The organism is Edwardsiella piscicida (genome assembly GCF_001896205.1).
GTDB classification, from domain to species: Bacteria; Pseudomonadota; Gammaproteobacteria; order Enterobacterales; family Enterobacteriaceae; genus Edwardsiella; species Edwardsiella piscicida.
Genome location: NZ_MPNU01000001.1, coordinates 454,067 through 474,244 on the forward strand (window position 1 = coordinate 454,067; position 20,178 = coordinate 474,244).

15 protein-coding genes and 3 tRNA genes are annotated in these 20,178 nt (G+C 62.6%); 14 read left to right on the top strand and 4 right to left on the bottom strand.

Going from position 1 to position 20,178, the window contains the following annotated elements:
* Positions 1-225 precede the first annotated feature (225 nt).
* Positions 226-1,203: an elongation factor P--(R)-beta-lysine ligase gene (gene epmA, locus BRD58_RS01945; protein WP_012847216.1), complete on the top strand. Its 978-nt coding sequence runs from the start codon at positions 226-228 to the stop codon at positions 1,201-1,203.
* Positions 1,204-1,258: 55 nt separating this feature from the next.
* On the opposite strand, the gene mscM is transcribed toward epmA, so the two are convergent.
* From mscM to rsgA, 3 genes are all read right to left on the bottom strand, one after another.
* Positions 1,259-4,582 carry a miniconductance mechanosensitive channel MscM gene (gene mscM, locus BRD58_RS01950; RefSeq protein WP_073381492.1) on the bottom strand — a complete coding sequence of 1,108 codons (3,324 nt, stop codon included), beginning with the start codon at positions 4,580-4,582 and terminating at the stop codon, positions 1,259-1,261.
* Between the two features lie 56 nt (positions 4,583-4,638).
* A complete protein-coding gene (gene asd / locus BRD58_RS01955; RefSeq protein ID WP_051065060.1) occupies positions 4,639-5,538 on the bottom strand; it encodes an archaetidylserine decarboxylase in 900 nt (299 codons plus the stop codon).
* Between the two features lie 124 nt (positions 5,539-5,662).
* A complete protein-coding gene (gene rsgA / locus BRD58_RS01960; protein WP_069578068.1) occupies positions 5,663-6,706 on the bottom strand; it encodes a small ribosomal subunit biogenesis GTPase RsgA in 1,044 nt (347 codons plus the stop codon).
* A gap of 149 nt (positions 6,707-6,855) precedes the next feature.
* Between rsgA and orn the strand changes: the two genes are divergently transcribed.
* The 4 genes from orn to BRD58_RS01980 all read left to right on the top strand — a co-directional run bounded on the left by orn (position 6,856) and on the right by BRD58_RS01980 (position 7,908).
* Entirely contained in the window at positions 6,856-7,401 is a 546-nt protein-coding gene (orn, locus tag BRD58_RS01965) for an oligoribonuclease (protein WP_012847220.1), read from the top strand.
* A gap of 181 nt (positions 7,402-7,582) precedes the next feature.
* Positions 7,583-7,658, top strand: a tRNA-Gly gene (locus tag BRD58_RS01970).
* A 47-nt stretch (positions 7,659-7,705) separates the two neighbouring features.
* Positions 7,706-7,781: transfer RNA gene (locus BRD58_RS01975), tRNA-Gly, on the top strand.
* Positions 7,782-7,832: 51 nt separating this feature from the next.
* Positions 7,833-7,908, top strand: a tRNA-Gly gene (locus BRD58_RS01980).
* Positions 7,909-8,198: 290 nt separating this feature from the next.
* Here BRD58_RS01980 and queG read toward each other — a convergent pair.
* Entirely contained in the window at positions 8,199-9,338 is a 1,140-nt protein-coding gene (queG, locus tag BRD58_RS01985; RefSeq protein WP_069578070.1) for a tRNA epoxyqueuosine(34) reductase QueG, read from the bottom strand.
* Here queG and nnr point away from each other — a divergent pair.
* The 9 genes from nnr (at position 9,337) to hflC (ending at position 20,055) form a co-directional block, all read left to right on the top strand.
* A complete protein-coding gene (nnr, locus tag BRD58_RS01990; RefSeq protein WP_069578072.1) occupies positions 9,337-10,833 on the top strand; it encodes a bifunctional ADP-dependent NAD(P)H-hydrate dehydratase/NAD(P)H-hydrate epimerase in 1,497 nt (498 codons plus the stop codon). The two genes, queG and nnr, sit on opposite strands and share 2 nt — an antisense overlap.
* Before the next feature lie 30 nt (positions 10,834-10,863).
* Positions 10,864-11,328 (top strand): tRNA (adenosine(37)-N6)-threonylcarbamoyltransferase complex ATPase subunit type 1 TsaE, encoded by a 465-nt coding sequence (gene tsaE, locus BRD58_RS01995; protein ID WP_012847224.1) that lies wholly within the window; start codon positions 10,864-10,866, stop codon positions 11,326-11,328.
* 13 nt (positions 11,329-11,341) lie between these two features.
* Positions 11,342-13,000 (top strand): N-acetylmuramoyl-L-alanine amidase AmiB, encoded by a 1,659-nt coding sequence (amiB, locus tag BRD58_RS02000; RefSeq protein WP_073381494.1) that lies wholly within the window; start codon positions 11,342-11,344, stop codon positions 12,998-13,000.
* Positions 13,001-13,017: 17 nt separating this feature from the next.
* Positions 13,018-14,937 carry a DNA mismatch repair endonuclease MutL gene (gene mutL / locus BRD58_RS02005; RefSeq protein ID WP_073381496.1) on the top strand — a complete coding sequence of 640 codons (1,920 nt, stop codon included), beginning with the start codon at positions 13,018-13,020 and terminating at the stop codon, positions 14,935-14,937.
* Positions 14,930-15,883, top strand: a complete 954-nt coding sequence (gene miaA / locus BRD58_RS02010; protein ID WP_012847227.1) for a tRNA (adenosine(37)-N6)-dimethylallyltransferase MiaA — start codon at positions 14,930-14,932, stop codon at positions 15,881-15,883. Before mutL ends, miaA begins: the two co-directional genes overlap by 8 nt.
* Positions 15,884-16,045: 162 nt before the next feature.
* A complete protein-coding gene (gene hfq, locus BRD58_RS02015; RefSeq protein WP_014524170.1) occupies positions 16,046-16,354 on the top strand; it encodes an RNA chaperone Hfq in 309 nt (102 codons plus the stop codon).
* Between the two features lie 98 nt (positions 16,355-16,452).
* Entirely contained in the window at positions 16,453-17,733 is a 1,281-nt protein-coding gene (gene hflX, locus BRD58_RS02020) for a ribosome rescue GTPase HflX (RefSeq protein WP_012847229.1), read from the top strand.
* 58 nt (positions 17,734-17,791) lie between these two features.
* Complete coding sequence (hflK, locus tag BRD58_RS02025) at positions 17,792-19,051, top strand: FtsH protease activity modulator HflK (protein WP_069578078.1); 1,260 nt, start codon at positions 17,792-17,794, stop codon at positions 19,049-19,051.
* Positions 19,051-20,055 (top strand): protease modulator HflC, encoded by a 1,005-nt coding sequence (gene hflC, locus BRD58_RS02030; protein WP_012847231.1) that lies wholly within the window; start codon positions 19,051-19,053, stop codon positions 20,053-20,055. Before hflK ends, hflC begins: the two co-directional genes overlap by 1 nt.
* Positions 20,056-20,178: the final 123 nt, after the last annotated feature.

The window sequence follows — 20,178 nt, forward strand, 5'->3', positions numbered from 1 at the left end:
TTCTGTCGTTATATTCTATTTTTAATATGTTTTATTTGCTTTTTAGAACAATGTAAATAATTTGCGGATACATCTATTAGGAAGCTAGTCGCTATCCATCGCCGTTGACGGCGCGCCGTGGGCGATGAGACGGGAGTGGGCCCGGCGCACCCCGGCGACGAAAACTGTCATCTGCGCTGAGAAGCGGGTAGACTGCCCATCCTGTTTTATTTCGGAGTTATCATCATGAGCGATACGGCAAGCTGGCAGCCCAGTGCACCTGTGGCCAATTTGTTGAAGCGCGCCAGCATCCTGTCCACCATCCGGCGGTTTTTCTCAGATCGCGGCGTGCTGGAGGTCGACACCCCGTCGATGAGCCAGGCCACGGTAACGGATGTTCACCTGGTTCCCTTTCAGACCCACTTTGTCGGTCCCGGGGTAGCGCAGGGGATGACGCTGTATCTGATGACCAGCCCGGAGTATCACATGAAGCGGCTGCTGGCCGCCGGCAGCGGCCCCATCTATCAGCTGTGCCGCAGCTTCCGCAATGAAGAGTCCGGACGCTATCACAATCCGGAATTTACTATGCTGGAGTGGTATCGTCCGCATTACGATATGTATCGGTTGATGAATGAAGTGGATGATTTGTTGCAGCAGGTGCTCGAATGTGAAAGTGCCGAAACGCTCTCTTATCAGCAGGCCTTTATTCGTCACCTGGATGTCGATCCGCTCTCTGCCGATAAAACGCAGCTGCGTGAGGCGGCGGCAAAACTGGATTTAAGCAATGTCGCCGATAATGAAGAGGATCGCGACACGCTGCTGCAGCTGTTATTTGCCTTTGGCGTCGAGCCCCATATTGGTAAAGAGCGTCCGGCGTTCGTCTACCATTTCCCGGCCAGCCAGGCATCGCTGGCGCAGATCAGTACCGAGGACCACCGCGTCGCGGAGCGCTTTGAGGTTTACTACCGCGGCGTAGAGCTGGCCAACGGTTTCCATGAGCTGACCGACGCGGCGGAGCAGCGCCTGCGCTTTGAGCAGGATAATCGCAAACGGGCGGCGGCGGGGCTGCCGCAGCAGCCGATCGACGAACACCTGCTGGCGGCGCTGGAGCACGGGATGCCGGACAGCTCCGGGGTCGCGCTGGGCGTCGATCGCCTGATCATGCTGGCGCTGTCGGCCGAGCGCCTCAGCGAGGTGATCGCCTTCTCCGTCGATCGCGCCTGAGCCGAATCACGGCAGCCCTCCAGACCCGCGCTCGGCGCGGGTTTTTTTATGTCCGTCATACGCCGCCGGCGCTAAAGCCGCGCCGTTGACCGCCGCGGACCTGGCGCAGCGAGTCGCTGCCGATTTGGATCGGCGGGAACGGCAGCACCAGATCGTGCTGGCGGTAGGCGGCCAGGATCAGCTGGTGCAGCTCGTGGCGCAGCGGCATACGGTGCGCCATCTCCGAGGCGTAGATGCGCAGTTCGAAGATCTGGATCCCCTGCTGAATATCGACCAGATAGACCTCCGGCGCCGGGGTCGCCAGCACCAGTGAACACTGTCCGGCCGCCTGCAGCAGCAGCTCGGTTACCCGCTGGCTGTTGGCGCTGGCCTCCGCGGGCACCGTCAGCACCACGCGGGTGATGGGATCGCTTAAGGACCAGTTGATAAACTGCTCCATGATAAAGGCCTTGTTGGGCACGATGATCTCTTTACGATCCCAGTCAGAGATGGTGGTGGCCCGGGTATTGATACGGGTGATGGTCCCGGTCAGATCGCGAATGGTTACCGTATCGCCGATGCGGATCGGTTTTTCAAACAGGATGATCAGGCCCGAGATAAAGTTGCCGAAGATCTCCCCAAGGCCGAAGCCCAGGCCGACGGTCAGCGCCGCCACCAGCCACTGCAGCTTAGACCACTCGATCCCCAGCAGCGAAAAGCCGATCAGACCGCCGACGATCATCAGCAGGTATTTGGTGATGGTGGTGATGGCATAGCCGGTGCCGGGGCTCAGCTCTAAGTGCTGCAGTAGCCCCAGCTCCAGCAGGGCCGGCAGATTTTTGACCAGCTGAATGGTGACCAGGATCACCAGAATGGCGATCAGCACGGCGCCCAGGGTGATCGGCTGCAGGGTCTCGCCGCCGACGCCGCTGGCGGTGACGTCCCACAGGCGAATGTTCTCTAGGAAGGCGAAGGCTGAATGCAGCTCTGACCATAGCCAGATCAGCGAAACCAGCGCGATCATCGTCAGGATCGATCGCACCAGCCGCAGGGAGCGCTCGCTGATGGCGTCCAGATCCACCACGCTCTCGTCGACCTCTTGGCTGCCTTCGACGCCGGCGGGATGCAGGCCATCCTCATCATGGCGGCTGCGCTTCTCCAACCGCTCGGCGCGCCGCTGCTTGGCCCGTTCGAAGGCGATGCGCCGGCGTTGGATTAACATCCAGCGTCGGATCACCGAATAGACCATCAGCAGGCAGAACCAGATGGCGACGGAGGTCTCCAAGCGCGCCAGCAGTACCTGCGCCGCGCCGAGGTAGCCGAGCAGCGCGGCCAGGATCGCCGCCGCCGGCGCGCACAGCAGTCCGCCCCACAGCAGGTGGTTCAGCAGATTTTCACCGGAGCCTGCGCGATTGAGGTAGAGCGGAATGCCGGCGCGGCGCAGGCTGGTGGTCAGCAGCAGCAGAGCCAGGCACAGCATGATGAAGCAGGCGCGGCCGAGGGGCGCGGTAAAACTGCGATCGGCCAGATTGTTGAAGGTCACCACGGCCATCAGCAGCGGTACGATAAGCCAGATAGACATGCGGTAATAGCGCATGGCGCGCCGCACCTGACGTTCGCCCCAGCCGAAGTGGACAATGAACAGCCCGCTGTCGCGGGAGAAGGCGGCGCTGATCATAAAGGCCCACAGCACCGGCAACGCTGCGCTGACCCCTTCGCCGATGGCGACGGCCACCGGATAGGGCCAGGCGTTGCTCAGCCCGTAGCCTACGGCGGCCCACAGCACCGGCAGCGGCAGCGCGACCAGTATCGACCACAGCAGGGTACGCAGGGTCAGCGAGATGTGATCCTGATTGACCTTGCCGACGCGCCCGGCGGCGCGCGCCAGAAACGCGCTGTAGTAGCGGCGCGAATAGACGCTGAACCCGACGAGCAGCAGGGCCGCGCACAGCGGCAGCAGAGTGGTGCGGTCGGTCAGCATCATCATGGTGGCCTGGCTGAGCTGGGACAGGGTGTCCAGCGACAGCAGACGATCCAGCGCCCGCAGGGTGGTCAGTAGGTAGCCCAGCCCGACCGGATCGATGTCCGCCGCCCAGAACAGGTAACGGTGGGTTGCCTCGCGCACCTCCGTCAGGGCCTCGATGAGCTGGGTATTGGCGACCTTGAGCTTGGTCAGCTCCAGAATTTGGCTATCGCAGCCTGACAGCAGGGAGTTGAGCAGCTCGCGCTGGGTCGCCAACTGGGGGGCCAGCAGGCGCTGCTGTGCGCCGCTGAGCGGCTCGCCGTCGTTTTGGCGATAGTCGCTGGCGGGGGCGAGTTTATCCAGCAGCGCCTCATAGCGTAGGCGCTGAACGCGCAGGCGCGCCATGTCGCTGTCCAGCTGCTGCGGCTTGGGCATCTCCGGCAGCCGCGCCAGGCGATCGCGCAGCGTCTCACCCAGCGCTGGCGAGACGCTCAGCCACTGCGCCTGCTCACGCAGCGTGTTGAGGGCCAGGCGAACCTGCTGGGTCTGCCCGGCGATAGTGCGCTGGCGCCCGGCGATATCGTCCAGCCGCTGCGCCTGGTGGTTGAGATCGCGCGACAGGGTCTGGTTGATGGTGAGCTGCTCAACGATCGAGCGCGGCAGGTTGTCGCTTTGCTCGACTAGGCGACGGGTGCGCTCCAGCGCCTCCTCGGCATCGCGCTGGCGCTGGCTGTTGAGGCTGTTGCGTAGCCCCTGCAGCTGCAGATCGAGGCGCTCATGACGCCGGCTGAGCACTTCGCTCTGCAGGCGGATCAGCTCCTGGCGATTGTTGGCCGATAGCTGCTCCAGCTCTAGCTCATCGACCTGCGCCTTGCGGGCGGCGACTTCGGCCTGCAGCTGGGCGGACTGGGCCTGGGAGAGCGCCGTCTCCGTGACGGTCAGCGCCTGCAGGCGGCGCTCTGCCTCGCTCAGCGCTTTACGCGTCGCGGCCTGTTTTTGCGCCACCTGGCTCAGGGAGTCGCTGATGTCGCGCGCGCGATCCTGCTCCTGCTGGAGCTGGCGGGCGACCTCCAGCAGCTGGCTGCTGATCTGTAGCATGCGCTGCTCCGCGTCGCCGGCGGGCGGCAGGGCGGCTGGGGCGGGCGGCTGGCTTTCATCGCTGAGCTGCTGACGCAGTTCGCGGGTCAGGCGTGGAAAATCACTGATGGCGCGGCGGTATTGCTGGGTGCGCTGGGCGGAGGCCTTGGCCTCGTCTATCCATCCGAGGGCGCTTTGCAAGGCGTCGACGGTTTCGGCCTGTGCGGGCGCGCTTTTGGCCGCCTCGGCCTGCTTGAGATCCAACGCCAGCTGGCGTTCATTCAGCGTCGCCTGCGCCAGCCCCGGTAGCAGTAGCAGCAACAGGCCGCTCAGCAGAATACGTTGGAGGATCTGGCGCATGGTCGGCCCTCGCCGTTGCTGGGGACGGGCGCGGCGATAGGCGCCGCGCCGGGGGATTATGCGGACTCTGGGTCGGCAGCGGATTCCTGCGCGGCGGCCGGTGCATGGCCCAGTTCACGCCCCATCCGGGTGATGCTGCCGGCGCTCAGGGCGCGGTCAAACTGGATGCGGCCGGGGGCGAATAGGTTGATCACCGTTGAGCCCAGCTTGAAGCGGCCCATCTCCTGGCCCTTCTTCAGCGCGACGGCGTGCTCGCCTTCGGCCGGATAGGTCCAGCGGCGGATAATACCGGCACGCTCGCTGTTTACGCAGCCGCCCCAGACGGTTTCGATGCTGCCGACGATGGTTGCGCCGACCAGGATCTGTGCCAGAGGGCCGAAGGCGGTATCAAAGATACAGATCAGCCGCTCGTTGCGGGCGAACAGATTGGGCACGTTGGCGGCGGTCAGCGGGTTGACGGAGAACAGATCGCCCGGGACATAAATCATTTCGCGCAGTTGACCATCGCAGGGCATATGCACCCGGTGATAATCGCGCGGTGACAGGTAGGTGGTGACGAACTGACCGCCGCGGAAGGTGTCCGCCAGCGGATACTGTCCGGCCAGCAGCGCCTCCAGCGTATAGTCATGGCCCTTGGCCTGCAGGATGCGATCCGCGTCAATGGGACCCAGCTGGCTGATGGCTCCGTCGGCGGGCAGCACGACGCCATCGTCAAACTCGGCGAGGGGGCGTACCCCGTCGCGCAGCGGGCGGACGAAGAAGTCGTTGAAGGTCTTGTAGTGCGCCGGATCAGGGTAAAGCGCTTCCTGCATATTGATGCCGTAATAGCGGGCAAAGCCCTTGATGGCGCTCTGGGTCAGCCAGCCGGCCGGTTTATCGGCGGCCCAGCCGGCCAGGCGCGTCAGCCCCTGTTTCGGCAGTAGATATTGCAGTCTGATTTTAATGCTATCGAGCACGTTAGCCTCTTTATCCAACAGAAGAATCTACCGGCTATGCGTAGCATAGCCGGATAATACATTGTTCACGCCCGCGCGGGGCACCTGTGACGTCATGTCGGCCACCGCGGGCCGGGCAGCGGCGTTAGCTGTCGCCGTTGCTGAAGTTCTTACGCAGTTTAACCTGCGCCATCCCCTCAAGAATACGATGATAGTTGTCAAAGCGCGTTTCTGCGATATCGCCGCGCGCGACCGCCTCTCGCAGGGCACAGCCCGGATCGTTGCCGTGTTTACAGTCGCGGAACTTGCAGCTGCCCAGGTAGTCACGGAACTCAATGAATCCTTGGGTTATCTGCTCCGCATCCAGATGCCACAGACCAAATTCACGGACGCCGGGCGAGTCGATCACGTCACCGCCGTGCGGAAAGTGATACAGGCGGGCCGCGGTGGTGGTGTGCTGGCCCAAACCGGAGTTATCGGAGACGGCGCCGACCTCGATCTGGCTCTCCAGCGCCGGCAGCAGCGCGTTGAGCAGGCTGGATTTGCCCACGCCGGATTGGCCGGCGAAGATGCTGATGCGCTGGGTGAGCAGCGCCTGCAGCTGCGCCATGCCTTCGCCGCTGTGGCTGGAGACCAGTACGACCCGGTAGCCGATGTGGCGGTAGATCGCCATCGCCTGTTCGACAAACTCGCGCCCCTCGTCGTCCAGCAGGTCGACCTTGTTCAGCACGATCAGCGGCTCGACGCAGAGGGTTTCACAGGCGACCAGATAGCGATCGATGATGTTCAGCGACAGCTCCGGCAGGATAGCCGAGACGATGACGATCTGATCGATATTGGCGGCGATGGGCTTTACCCCATCGTAGTAGTCCGGGCGCGTCAGTACCGAGCTGCGCGGATGAACGGCCTCGACGATCCCTTTGCTGCCGGCCTGCAGCGCGGCGCGCCAGACCACCCGATCGCCGGTCACCAGCGATGGCAGGGTACGGCGGATGTTGCAGCGCTGCTGAGTGCCATCGGCGGCCTCAACGTCGGCATGTTTGCCGAAACGGCTGACGACAATCCCGTCCTGGGCGTCACCGAACAGGCTGTCGTCCATCTCTGCGCTATTGTCCGTCTGCTGCAGACGACGCTGGTGATTGGCATGCACCCGTCGCTGCTGGCCGTGCGATAGTCTTTTCTTACTCAACTGCGCCTCACTCTGTTTTTGATGCGCTGCGGCGATCGCCCGCAGCGCGTAAAGTGTCTATGATACACGCTGGGCTGTGTCCCGCAATTGAGCGTCATCGCGATCGCGCGGACACGCCGTGCCATTGAATACTATTTGCCGGGGGAGCTATGAGTGCAAGTGAAACGCGTTTGATTTGGATCGATCTGGAAATGACCGGACTGGATCCGCAGCGCGACCGGATCATCGAGATCGCGACGCTGGTGACGGATGCCGATCTGAACGTGCTGGCGGAGGGGCCGGTGATTGCGCTGCATCAGGATGACGCCCAGCTGGCGCTGATGGATGAGTGGAATGTGCGTACCCACACCGCCAGCGGGCTGGTGGCGCGGGTGAAGGCCAGTCAGTACGATGACGCGGCGGCGGAACAGGCGACCCTCGACTTTTTGCGTCAGTGGGTACCCGCCGGCGTCTCTCCGATCTGTGGCAACAGCGTCGGTCAGGATCGTCGCTTTCTGTTCCGCTATATGCCGGAGCTGGAGCGCTATTTCCACTATCGCTATCTGGACGTGAGTACCCTGAAAGAGCTGGCGCGTCGTTGGAAGCCGGAGATCCTGGAGGGGTTCAAGAAGAAGAATACCCATCAGGCGCTGGACGACATTCGTGAATCGGTGGCTGAACTGGCGTATTACCGTACGCATTTTATCCAGCTATAGCGCCGTGGCACGCCCGGGCGTCGATAATCTGCGCATCCGGGCGTTTTTATCGTCAGTCAGTCGATTTATACGATTTTTTCGCGAAAGGGGCTTGCGGGGGACGAAAATCTCCGTATAATGCGCTCCCCGTACCGAGACGGAATTGTGAAGTTTTTCAAACGCACACCGTCCGCTATGCGACGCGGGAATAGCTCAGTTGGTAGAGCACAACCTTGCCAAGGTTGGGGTCGCGAGTTCGAGTCTCGTTTCCCGCTCCAAATTTAGAAGGCCGCCGTGCGGCTGGATGAAAAAAAGTAGTACCATTGCGGGAATAGCTCAGTTGGTAGAGCACAACCTTGCCAAGGTTGGGGTCGCGAGTTCGAGTCTCGTTTCCCGCTCCAAACTTCTAAACACCGTTACTGTTATGGTGTCGATGCCAGAAGCATCACTCTGCGGGAATAGCTCAGTTGGTAGAGCACAACCTTGCCAAGGTTGGGGTCGCGAGTTCGAGTCTCGTTTCCCGCTCCAATTTTCTTCTTTTGTTTTCCTCATCTGATTTATCAACAGCGTCGAGAGACGGTGCCCGCCGTGACTGTTCACACTTTCATAAACAGACTTATCCACAGCTTATGCGCTTTCCCTCACCGTGCACGTCGGCGTACAAAAAACGCACCGCAATATAATTCATTGATATAAAATAATAAATTGAAATGAAAATAGCGATGTGGAACGTTTGCGTCCGCAGTGTGGATTGAATAACAAAAGAATTCTATTTTTATGCACAGCGCTGCGCCAACCGGCCCAGCGCTTTTTTGTCATTAGGCGTCGCGCGGCAGCCCTTTCTCTACCGCACGAATAAGCCGGCGCTGCTGACTGCTGATGACCTCTACCGCTTGCGCCGCGCGTTTTTGCCGCTGCTGCGCCAGCGCCCAGTGAATATGCTCATCCAACAGCGCGCTGATGCCCAGGCGCTGCTGTAGCAGGGTGACGATATGGGCATCATAGGGCGCGTTGCCCAGGGCGACGCTCAGGTTGCGCAGCCAGCGCTGATAGCCGATGCGTCGAATGGGCGAGCCTTCGGTCATCCGCAGAAAGGTCGACTCATCCCAGGCGAACAGGGTGGTTAGCGCCGGTGCGTGCAGCGCCGCCCGCGGCAGAAAGTCGGCCTCCTCGCTCAGCGGAGCCAGGCGGTTCCACGGGCAAATCATCTGGCAGTCATCGCAGCCGTAGATGCGATTACCGAGCAGGGGTCGCAGCGCCTCGGGGATGGCGCCCTCCAGCTCGATCGTCAGGTAGGAGATGCAGCGGCGCGCGTCGACCTTATAGGGGGCGACGATGGCGTCGGTCGGGCAGGTGGTGATACAGGCGACGCAGCGGCCGCACTGCGCCGTCTGCGGCGTATCGACGGGCAGCGGCAGATCGATTAACAGTTCGCCAAGAAAGAACCAGGAGCCGGCCTGCGGGTTGAGCAGCAGCGAATGTTTTCCTGTCCAGCCCAGTCCCGCCTTGGCGGCCAGCGGGCGCTCCAGCAGCGGCGCCGAGTCCACGAAGGGACGGAAATGGAGCTCACCGCAGTACGCCTGGATCATCTCACCCAGCTTTTTGAGCCGAGCGCGCAGCACCTTATGGTAGTCGCGGCCCAGCGCATAGCGGCTGATGTAGCCCAGCGTCGGATCTTTCAGGGTCGAGGCAAAGGCGGCGCTGGGCGGCAGGTAGTTCATGCGTACGCTGATCACCCGCAGCGTGCCGGGCAGCAGCTCGGCCGGCCGGGCGCGCATCATACCGTGGCGCGCCATCCACTCCATCTCTCCATGGTAGCCGCTGTCCAGCCACGCCTGTAGCGGCGCCTCTTCGGCGCGGAGATCCGTGTCGCTGATCCCGACCTGCTGGAAGCCTAGCGATAGACCCCATTGCTTGATATGTTGGGCTAACTGATGCAGATCGAGGGGATGAGTCATGATGGGCCATTCTTGCAACCGGAACGCCGACAGTTTATCACACTATGTGGCGCCCGCGGACTGGGTTCGCAACGCCGAGGCGCGCGCGGCCGCGGCGCAGGGGATCACGCTGGCGACGCTGATGCAGCGCGCTGGCCTGGCTGCTTTTAACCGTGGGCGCCAGTGCTACCCCACCTCCCGCCGCTGGCTGATCCTGTGCGGTCACGGTAATAACGGCGGCGATGGCTATGTGATCGCACGCCTGGCGCGCGCCAGCGGCCTGCAGGTCACGCTGATGGCGGTGGCGGGACACTCTCCCCTGCCGCCGGAGGCGCAGCAGGCCCGCGCGCAGTGGCTGCAGTGCGGCGGCAGTGAGATCGCGGCATCGCTGCCCCTGCCGGCGGCAGAGGTGATCGTGGATGCGCTGCTGGGCATCGGTCTGTCGGCCGCACCGCGGGCCCCCTATGACGGGCTGATTACCGCGATAAACGCCCACCCTGCGCCGGTGCTCTCCGTCGATCTGCCCTCCGGGCTGAATGCCGATACGGGCGCGGCGGCCGGAGCCGTGGTGCGGGCCGATCATACCCAGAGCTTTATCTGTCTCAAGCCGGGGCTGTTGACCGGGCTGGCGCGGGCGGTCGTCGGGCAGCTGCACTGCGATCCGTTGGGGTTGACGCCGTGGCTGGCGCAGCAGGACTGGCCGCTGCAGCGCTTGGATGGACACTGTCTGCCGCGTTGGTTGGCACCGCGATCGCCGCTGGCGCATAAGGGGGACAACGGTCGACTGCTGCTGATCGGCGGCGACAGCGGTATGGGCGGCGCGATTCGTCTGGCCGGGCAGGCCGCGCTGCGCAGCGGTGCCGGGCTGGTCCGGGTATTGACCCGGGCGGAGCACGTCGCCCCGCTGCTGGCCGCGGCGCCGGAGCTGATGGTGAAAGCGCTGAGCCCGGATACGCTGAAGGAGGCGCTGAGCTGGGCCGAGGCGGTGGTGGTGGGCCCGGGGCTGGGGCAGGGCGAGTGGGGGCAGAGGGCCTTGGCTGCGCTGGCGTCGGTGCGTAAGCCGATGCTGTGGGATGCCGACGCCCTGAACCTGTTGTCCGGTGCGCCCAGCGTCTGTGAATGGCGAGTGATGACGCCGCACCCCGGCGAGGCGGCGCGTCTGCTCGGCTGCGGTATTGCCGATGTGGAAAACGATCGGCCCGCGGCGGTACGGGCGCTGCAGCGATGCTATGGCGGGGTGGCGCTTCTCAAGGGCGCCGGTACGCTGATCGCGGATGACGCGCGCTGCGCAATTGCTGATATCGGTAATCCTGGGATGGCAAGCGGCGGTATGGGTGACATACTCTCTGGTATCATTGGCGGTTTGCTGGCGCAAAAGCTCACGCTGTATGATGCAGCCTGCGCCGGCGCCGTGTTACACGGCGTGGCTGCCGACGCCGCTGCGCGGCGCGACGGCGAGCGGGGTATGCTGGCCAGTGACCTACTGCCTGAGATCAGGCGTTGGGCTAATCCTTGAATTTGAACTACCAGAACGCACAACACAACTATGACAAGTATCGTACTGCAACTGCCGGATGAAGCGGCAACCATTGCCCTGGGCGGCGCGCTGGCGCGGGCCTGCCAGCGCGCCACTGTAATTTATCTGTACGGCGATCTGGGGGCGGGTAAAACCACCTTCAGCCGCGGTTTCCTGCAGGCCATGGGGCATCAGGGAACGGTGAAAAGCCCGACCTATACGCTGGTGGAGCCCTATCTGCTCGCGCCGCGTCCGGTGTATCACTTTGATCTGTATCGCTTGGCCGATCCCGAAGAGCTGGAGTTTATGGGGATCCGCGACTACTTTGCCCAAGATGCGCTGCTGCTGGTGGAGTGGCCGCAGCAGGGCATGGGCTTTTTACCGGAGCCTGATATCACCCTGCATCTGACCTATACCGGCGGCGGCCGCCAGGCGGTGATTGAAGCGCACAGCGTACACGGCCAGAGCGTTTTGGCCGCATTGAACGGGCAATAAGGGACGGGCACGGATGAGGGTGTTGCAGTGGTTTTTGCGCATTACGTTACCCCTGGCGCTGGGATGGTGTCTGGCTACGATGGCCGGAGCCGCCCAGCTGACCAATATTCAGGTGAGCAACGGTGATCGTCAGGCGGTGGTGACGCTGACCTTTAATGCCCCCCCTGAGCTGAGTCATCGCATCGAGCGTAACCCGGATCGGGTGCTGGTCGAGATCGCCGACAGCAAGCGGATCACCGGCGGACTGCCGATGCAGTTCAGCGGAGAGAATATGCTCAGCCGCATCCGGGATGGCGGCGAGCAGCGCGCCGGCAAGGTGCTACTGGTGCTGGACACGACGCAGCGTCCCCGGGTTTCGGTGGCGCGCAGCGGTAATCGCGCCGTGCTGACGCTGCGGGCGGAAAGTCGGGCGGCCGTGGCTCCCGCCTCTCCTCCCGCCTCGACGGGCAAAAACCCATTCCACTCTCGTCCGCGTCAGGCGGCGGCACCCGCGCCTGCGCCCGCCGCGGCGCCGCTGCCATCGGTACCGGTGAGCGCGGTAAAAAAATCCGGGCGCTATGACGGCTCGAAGATCGTCGTGGCGATCGATGCCGGACACGGGGGACAGGATCCCGGCGCCATCGGCCAGGATGGACTGCGGGAAAAAGAGGTGACGCTGGCGATCGCGCGACGCCTGCGGGGGCTGATGGATGACGATCCGATGTTTCAGCCGGTGCTGACTCGCAGCGGCGACTACTTCATCTCCGTGATGGGGCGTTCGGACGTCGCCCGTCGCCAGAAGGCGAACCTGCTGATTTCGATCCATGCCGATGCGGCGCCCAATCGCAGCGCGAACGGCGCCTCCGTCTGGGTGCTCTCGAACCGACGAGCCAATAGCGAGATGGCCGGGTGGCTGGAGCAGCATGAGAAACAGTCCGAGCTGCTGGGCGGCGCCGGCGACGTGCTGGCGAACAGTAATCAGGATAAATACCTGAGCCAGACGGTGCTCGATCTGCAGTTCGGCCACTCGCAGCGGGTCGGCTATGACGTGGCGGTGCAGGTGCTGCGCCAAATGCAAAGCGTGGTGCGCCTGCATAAGCGCCACCCGGAGCATGCCAGCCTTGGGGTGCTACGTTCGCCGGATATTCCCTCCCTGCTGGTGGAGACCGGATTTATCAGCAACAGCGAAGGGGAGCGCCAGCTGGGAAATGGCCAGCATCAGGAGCGGATTGCCCGGGCGATCTATCTGGGGGTGCGCAGCTACTTCCTGGCGCATCCGTTGCAAAGCGGCCCAAAGGTGGAAAACCGGCCGCAGCCAGCCAGCGCGGCCGGTAACGTCGCGGCGGCCGCGGCGGTAGCCCCTTCCGCCAGCGAGATCCACGTGGTGAAGCGCGGGGAGACGCTGCTGGGGATCGCCAATCGCTATGGCTCGACCCTGAGCGGGATGATGCGGCTCAATAACCTGAAAAAAGAGGGGGTCTGGGTCGGGCAGCGCCTCAAGGTGCCGAGCGCCGGCGGTAGTGCCCAGCCCGCCGCGGCCAGCGCCCCGCGTATCCATCTGGTGAAGCGCGGCGATACCCTGACGCGCATTGCGGCCCACTATGGGGTCAGCATGGATGCCCTGCGTCAGGCCAACAAGATGAAGAGTGACGAGGTGCAGCTGGGGCAACGGCTGCGCATTCCGTCGCGTTAACCCCGAAGGAGATCCCTATGCCGATTAAGATCCTGCCGCCGCAGCTGGCGAACCAAATTGCCGCCGGCGAGGTGGTGGAGCGTCCGGCATCGGTGGTCAAAGAGCTGGTCGAGAACAGCCTGGATGCCGGTGCGACGCGCATCGATATCGACATTGAGCGCGGCGGTGCCAAGCTGATCCGTATCCGGGATAACGGCAGCGGCATCGGCAAGGCGGAGTTGGCGCTGGCGCTGGCTCGGCATGCTACCAGTAAGATCAGTACGTTGGATGATCTTGAGGCGATCGTCAGCCTGGGATTTCGCGGCGAGGCGCTGGCCAGCATCAGCTCGGTATCCCGTTTGACGATGACCTCGCGCCCTGAAGGGCAGGCGGAGGCCTGGCAGGCCTATGCCGAAGGGCGAGAGATGGCGGTGACGGTCAAGCCGGCGGCGCACCCGGTTGGCACCACGCTAGAGGTGCTGGATCTGTTTTATAACACCCCGGCCCGGCGCAAGTTCCTGCGCACCGAGAAGACCGAGTTTGCCCATATCGACGAGGTGGTGCGGCGGATTGCCCTGGCCCGCTTTGACATAACCCTGACGCTGCAGCATAACGGTAAGACGGTGCGCCAGTACCGTGCGGTCAGGGAGGGCGATGCGCGGGAGCGTCGTCTGGGGGCGATCTGCGGGACGGCGTTTGTGCAGCATGCGCTGGCGCTGGCGTGGCGCCATGACGATCTGGCCATTCACGGCTGGGTAGCCGCGCCGCAGGCTATCCGCCAGATAGGCGAGCTGCAGTATTGCTATGTTAACGGACGGATGATGCGCGATCGGCTGATAACCCATGCCATCCGTCAGGCTTACCAAGATCGCCTGAGCGATGAGCTGCCGCCCGCCTACGTGCTGTATCTGGAGATCGACCCCCGCCAGGTGGATGTCAACGTCCACCCGGCCAAGCACGAGGTGCGCTTTCATCAGGCGCGTCTGGTGCACGATTTTATCTATCAAGCCGTCGTCGACGTGCTGCAGCAGGCGCAGGTTGCCAGCGCTCAGGATGACCCGACGCTAGCCACCCCAGGAGCGGCGTTGGACGAGGGGCCGCGGGGCGTCGAAAACCGGGCCTCTGCGGGGGAAAACCGGTTTAACCGCCCGGCCTCTTCGCCGGTCGCGTCAGCGCCGCGCCCGGCGCATGCGGCCGCGCCGCGTATGCCCGCCGGCGATATTTTCCGCCGCCGGGAGGGCGAACTGTACCAGCGTCTGCTGGCGGCAAGCCCGACCCCGGCGGGGGAGACGGATAGCGCGTTTGTCGCCGCGCCCAGCGCGCCGCTGCCGGCGGCCGAGCCGCCCGCAGTGGCGGTCTCTACCGCCGCGGAGCGCGCGGCGCCGGGCGACAGCCTGGGGCGGGTGCTGACGCTGTGCGCCGATGGGGTCGCCTTGACCGAGTGTCGCCGCGGCGTGGCGCTGGTCAGCCTGTCCTATGCGCGGCGCTGCCTGCTGCGCGCCCAGCTGCAGCCCTCGGATGAGGGGCTGAAGGCACAGCCTCTGCTGGTACCGCTGCGTCTGACCCTTGAGGCCGCGGAGCGGCAGGCGCTGCAGGCGCAGCAGCCGCTGCTGCAGCAGATGGGGATCCGTCTGCAGCCTGAGCGCCAGCATGCGCAGCTGCACGCGGTGCCGCTGCCGCTGCGGCAGCAAAATCTGCCGCGTCTGATCCCGCAGATGCTGCGCTATCTGGCGACGGCTCCTGCGTGCGACGCCGCATCGCTGGCGGACTGGCTCGCTGTGCATTGGCACAGCGCTGACGAGGTGCCTTGGACGGTGGCGCAGGCGGTGCAGCTGTTGGCCGATCTTGAACGACTCTGTCCCCAACTGGTACAGTCGCCGCCCCGCGCGCTGCTGCAGCCGCTGAATTTACAGCCCGGCGTCGAGCGATTGCGCCAGGAAGAACAACTGAATGAGTAACGACAAGCAGATGCAAAAACTCCCCCCGGCTATTTTCATCATGGGGCCGACCGCCTCGGGCAAGACCGCGCTGGCCATGGCGCTGCGCGAGCGTTTCCCGGTGGAGATCATTAGCGTGGACTCGGCGCTGATCTACCGCGGCATGGATATCGGCACCGCCAAACCCAGCGCCGAAGAGCTGGCGCGGGCGCCGCACCGACTGATCGACATTCGCTCTCCGACGCAGAGCTACTCCGCCGCCGATTTTCGCGCCGATGCGCTGCGTGAGATGGCGCAGATCAGCGCTCAGGGGCGCATTCCGCTGCTGGTGGGCGGCACCATGCTCTACTATAAGGCGCTGCTGGAGGGGCTGTCGCCGCTGCCGCCGGCGGATGCCGCGGTGCGGGCACGCATTGAACAGCAGGCTCGCGAGCAGGGCTGGGAGGCGCTGCACCGTGAGCTCGCGCGGATTGATCCGGTCGCCGCCGCCCGTATTCATCCGAATGATCCGCAGAGACTGAGTCGCGCACTGGAAGTTTTTTTCGTTTCGGGTAACACTTTAACTGAACTGACCCGCGTGAGTGGGGAGGCGTTGCCCTACGCCGTCAGCCAGTTTGCCATCGCGCCGTCGAGCCGTGAACTGTTGCATCAGCGTATTGCGCTGCGCTTTCAGCAGATGCTGGAGGCCGGGTTTGAGCAGGAGGCCCGCAGGCTGTTTGCCCGCGGCGATCTGCATCCGGATCTGCCTTCGGTACGCTGCGTCGGCTACCGCCAGATGTGGTCCTATCTGGCCGGTGAAATTGATTATGATGAGATGGTTTATCGTGGCGTATGCGCCACTCGTCAGTTGGCGAAGCGGCAGATGACCTGGCTGCGCGGATGGGAGTCAGTGCAATGGCTGGACAGCGACAAGCCCGCTGAGGCGCTGGATTGCGTGGCACAGGTTGTTAGTGCATCGCTTGACTGATTGTGTACAATTGGGCTATGGCTGTGCGTTTGCCCGGCCTTGTGAACCCATTAGTACACCGTGCGCATTTTTTACGCAGTTTTTTTGATTAGAACCATCGGGTTCTTAGTACTGAACGATTGTTATATACAACAAGCAACTAGCAAATAAGGAAAAGATAGAATGGCTAAGGGGCAATCTTTACAAGACCCGTTCTTGAACGCGCTGCGTCGTGAACGTGTCCCAGTTTCGATCTATTTGGTGAATGGTATTAAGCTGCAAGGCCAGATTGAGTCTTTTGATCAGTTTGTCATTCTGTTGAAGAACACGGTCAGCCAGATGGTCTACAAACACGCGATCTCTACCGTTGTTCCGTCCCGCCCGGTTTCCCACCACAGTGGCAATGCGGGTACGGGCAGCGCAGGCAGCAGCTACCATCACGGTGGTCAGGCCGCGTCTCAGCCCACTCAGGGCAGTGATGACGCTGAATAAGGCGTATTGTTGGTCAGTCCCGTCGGGGAGCCGTGATGGCGTGCCGTCATCTGTGCTCTCCGTTCTCATCGGACTATGCCGTTTGAGAGGTTCCTCCTTTGTTTGACCGTTACGAAGCCGGTGAACAGGCCGTATTGGTTCATATCTATTTTTCTCAGGAAAAAGATAGCGAAGACCTGAGCGAGTTTGAATCGCTGGTCTCCTCCGCCGGCGTACAGGCGCTGCGCGTAATTACCGGTAGCCGCAAGGCGCCCCATCCCAAATATTTTGTCGGCGAAGGCAAGGCGCAGGAAATTGCCCAGGCCGTCGCCGAAACCCAGGCCTCCGTCGTGCTGTTCGACCACCCGCTGTCGCCAGCGCAGGAGCGCAACCTGGAACGTTTGTGCCAGTGCCGCGTCATCGATCGCACCGGACTGATTCTGGATATCTTCGCCCAGCGGGCGCGTACCCATGAAGGTAAGCTGCAGGTTGAGCTGGCGCAGCTGCGTCATCTGGCGACTCGCCTGGTGCGCGGCTGGACGCACCTGGAGCGCCAGAAAGGGGGGATCGGCCTGCGCGGTCCGGGTGAGACCCAGTTGGAGACCGACCGTCGCCTGCTGCGCGATCGCATCCATTTGATCATCGGGCGTCTGGAGAAGGTAGAGAAACAGCGAGAGCAGGGGCGTCGAGCGCGCGTACGCGCCGAGATCCCGACGGTGTCGCTGGTGGGCTATACCAACGCGGGGAAGTCGACGCTGTTCAATACGCTGACGTCGGCGACCGTCTATGCCGCCGATCAGCTGTTCGCGACCCTCGATCCTACCCTGCGCCGCGTCGAGGTTAATGACGTGGGGCCGACGGTGCTGGCCGATACGGTCGGCTTTATTCGCCACTTGCCGCACGATTTGGTCGCGGCATTTAAGGCAACGCTATTGGAAACCCGTCAGGCTTCACTTTTATTACACGTAGTGGATGCATCGGACACGCGGGTCGATGAGAATATTGACGCGGTCAATACCGTACTGGCGGATATCGGAGCCGATGAGATTCCGGTACTGCTGGTGATGAACAAGATCGACATGCTGCAGGACTTTGTCCCGCGCATCGATCGCGATGAAGAAAACCGTCCGCTGCGGGTCTGGGTTTCTGCCCAGCAGGCCAGCGGGATGGATTTGTTATTCCAGGCGTTAAGCGAACGTCTGGGCGGCGAGATTGCCAGCTATACGCTGCGTCTGCCGCCGGCGGCGGGGCGTTTGCGCAGCCGTTTTTACCAGCTTCAGGCAATCGAAAAGGAATGGATTGAAGAGGATGGCAGCATCGGACTACAGGTCCGTATGCCGGTCGTTGACTGGCGTCGTCTCTGCAAGCAGCAGCAGGAATTGATAAACTTTATCGTTTAGCAATTGCCTGATAGATTGAGTCCTGGGGAACACCAATCAATGAAGAATGGAGCGAAGCATGGCGTGGAATCAGCCCGGTAATAACGGACAGAACCGCGACCCGTGGGGGAGCAGCAATAACAATGGCGGCAACTCCGGCGGCAACAATAATAAAGGGGGGCGCGATCAGGGGCCTCCGGATCTGGATGATCTGTTCCGTAAAGTGAGTAAGAAGCTGGGCGGACTGGGCGGCGGCAAAAGCGGCGGCTCTGGCTCGGCAGGAACCCCGCGTTCGTCTATCGGCGGTAAAAAAGTGGTGGGGCTGGCCGTCGCGGCGGTGGTGGTTATCTGGGCCGCCAGCGGCTTCTACACCATCAAGGAAGCGGAGCGTGGCGTCGTGACCCGCTTTGGCAAGTTCAGCCACCTGGTTCAGCCGGGTCTGAACTGGAAGCCGACCTTTATCGATGACGTCATTCCGGTTAACGTCGAGTCGGTGCGTGAGCTGGCCGCCTCCGGGGTCATGTTGACCTCTGACGAAAACGTCGTGCGCGTTGAGATGAACGTGCAGTACCGGGTGACCAATCCGGAAGAGTACCTGTTTAACGTGACCAATGCCGACGACAGCCTGCGTCAGGCTACGGACAGCGCCCTGCGCGCGGTGATCGGCAAGTACACCATGGACACCATCCTGACGGAAGGGCGTACCGTTATTCGTAACGATACCCAGAAGGTGCTGGAGGAGATCATCCGTCCGTACCACATGGGGATCACCATTCTGGACGTGAACTTCCAGGCGGCCCGTCCGCCGGAAGAGGTGAAGGCTGCCTTTGACGATGCCATTGCCGCGCGTGAAAACGAACAGCAGTACATCCGTGAGGCTGAAGCCTACGCTAACGAAGTCCAGCCGCGCGCCAACGGTCAGGCTCAGCGTATCTTGGAAGATGCGAAGGCATATAAAGATCGTACCGTGCTAGAGGCTCAGGGTGAGGTGGGTCGCTTCTCCCGTCTGCTGCCGGAATACAAGGCATCGCCGGAGATCACCCGCGAGCGTCTGTATCTGGAGACCATGGAGCGCGTGCTGGGGCATACCCGCAAGGTGCTGGTGGATGACAAGAGCAACAACCTGATGGTGCTGCCGCTGGAGCAAATCATGCGCTCGGGCGATAAAGGCGCCAGCCAGGCCGGAGACAGTAAAGATACCAGCCTAATCCGGCTCAATCCGCCGCAGGCCAGCAGCAAGCCGGCCAGCGCGGGCAGCAGCACGGACAGCAGCGTGATGGACCAGCGTCGCGTCAACGCACAGCGTAACGATACCACTCGACTGGGGAGAGATTATTAATGCGTAAGTCTTTGTTAGTGATTCTCATCGTCGTGCTGGTGGCGCTGTACGCTTCACTGTTTGTGGTTCAGGAGGGGCAGCGCGGCATCGTGCTGCGTTTCGGTAAGGTACTGCGTGATGATGAAAACAAGCCGCTGGTGTATGCGCCGGGCCTGCATCTCAAGATACCTTTTATCGAATCGGTTAAGACGCTGGATGCCCGTATCCAGACGATGGACAACCAGGCCGACCGCTTCGTGACCAAAGAGAAGAAAGACCTGATCGTTGACTCCTACATCAAGTGGCGCATCAGCGATTTCAGCCGCTACTACCTGGCGACCGGCGGCGGCGATGTGTCGCAGGCAGAGGTGCTGCTGAAGCGTAAGTTCAGCGACCGTCTGCGCTCCGAGATCGGCCGTCTGGATATCAAGGATATCGTGACGGACTCGCGCGGTAAGCTGATGGAAGACGTGCGTAATGCCCTGAACACCGGTACGGTGGACGATGCGGCGGCGCCGACGGAGGCCGATGACGCCATCGCTAGCGCGGCGGCGCGCGTGGCGCGGGAGACCAACGGCAAGCAGCCGGCGGTGAACCCCAACAGTATGGCGGCCCTGGGGATCCAGGTAGTGGACGTGCGTATCAAGCAGATCAACCTGCCGACCGAGGTGTCCGACGCTATCTATCAGCGTATGCGCGCCGAGCGTGAGGCGGTAGCCCGTCGTCACCGTTCACAGGGGCAGGAAGAAGCTGAGAAGCTGCGCGCGACCGCAGACTATGAGGTGACCCGTACCCTGGCGGGCGCGGAGCGTGAAGGACGCATCATTCGCGGTGAGGGTGATGCCGAGGCGGCGAAGCTGTTTGCCAATGCCTTCAGTAAGGATCCGGATTTCTTTGCCTTTATCCGCAGCCTGAAAGCCTATGAGAATAGCTTTAAGGGGGGTCAGGATGTGATGGTACTGCGCCCGGACAGCGACTTCTTCAAGTATATGAGGTCGCCGGACGGCGGCAAAAGCGCAAAGTAAGCGCGGGTTAAGCGTTAGGTGAGAAGGGATGCCGGTGCGGCATCCCTTTTTTTGTCTGTTGAAAACTGCGGCTATGCCGGAGGATTTTGTCTCTTAAAAATCCACGGCGAGATGGGGCGCTTC

What these genes read in the sequence shown, in the direction of transcription:
- queG (WP_069578070.1), bottom strand. Translation starts at nt 9,338, where the DNA reads ATGACTCATCCCCTCGATCTGCATCAGTTAGCCCAACATATCAAGCAA.
- miaA (WP_012847227.1), top strand. Translation starts at nt 14,930, where the DNA reads ATGAGTAACGACAAGCAGATGCAAAAACTCCCCCCGGCTATTTTCATC.
- mutL (WP_073381496.1), top strand. Translation starts at nt 13,018, where the DNA reads ATGCCGATTAAGATCCTGCCGCCGCAGCTGGCGAACCAAATTGCCGCC.
- tsaE (WP_012847224.1), top strand. Translation starts at nt 10,864, where the DNA reads ATGACAAGTATCGTACTGCAACTGCCGGATGAAGCGGCAACCATTGCC.
- orn (WP_012847220.1), top strand. Translation starts at nt 6,856, where the DNA reads ATGAGTGCAAGTGAAACGCGTTTGATTTGGATCGATCTGGAAATGACC.
- hflC (WP_012847231.1), top strand. Translation starts at nt 19,051, where the DNA reads ATGCGTAAGTCTTTGTTAGTGATTCTCATCGTCGTGCTGGTGGCGCTG.
- amiB (WP_073381494.1), top strand. Translation starts at nt 11,342, where the DNA reads ATGAGGGTGTTGCAGTGGTTTTTGCGCATTACGTTACCCCTGGCGCTG.
- nnr (WP_069578072.1), top strand. Translation starts at nt 9,337, where the DNA reads ATGATGGGCCATTCTTGCAACCGGAACGCCGACAGTTTATCACACTAT.
- hflK (WP_069578078.1), top strand. Translation starts at nt 17,792, where the DNA reads ATGGCGTGGAATCAGCCCGGTAATAACGGACAGAACCGCGACCCGTGG.
- mscM (WP_073381492.1), bottom strand. Translation starts at nt 4,582, where the DNA reads ATGCGCCAGATCCTCCAACGTATTCTGCTGAGCGGCCTGTTGCTGCTA.
- hfq (WP_014524170.1), top strand. Translation starts at nt 16,046, where the DNA reads ATGGCTAAGGGGCAATCTTTACAAGACCCGTTCTTGAACGCGCTGCGT.
- epmA (WP_012847216.1), top strand. Translation starts at nt 226, where the DNA reads ATGAGCGATACGGCAAGCTGGCAGCCCAGTGCACCTGTGGCCAATTTG.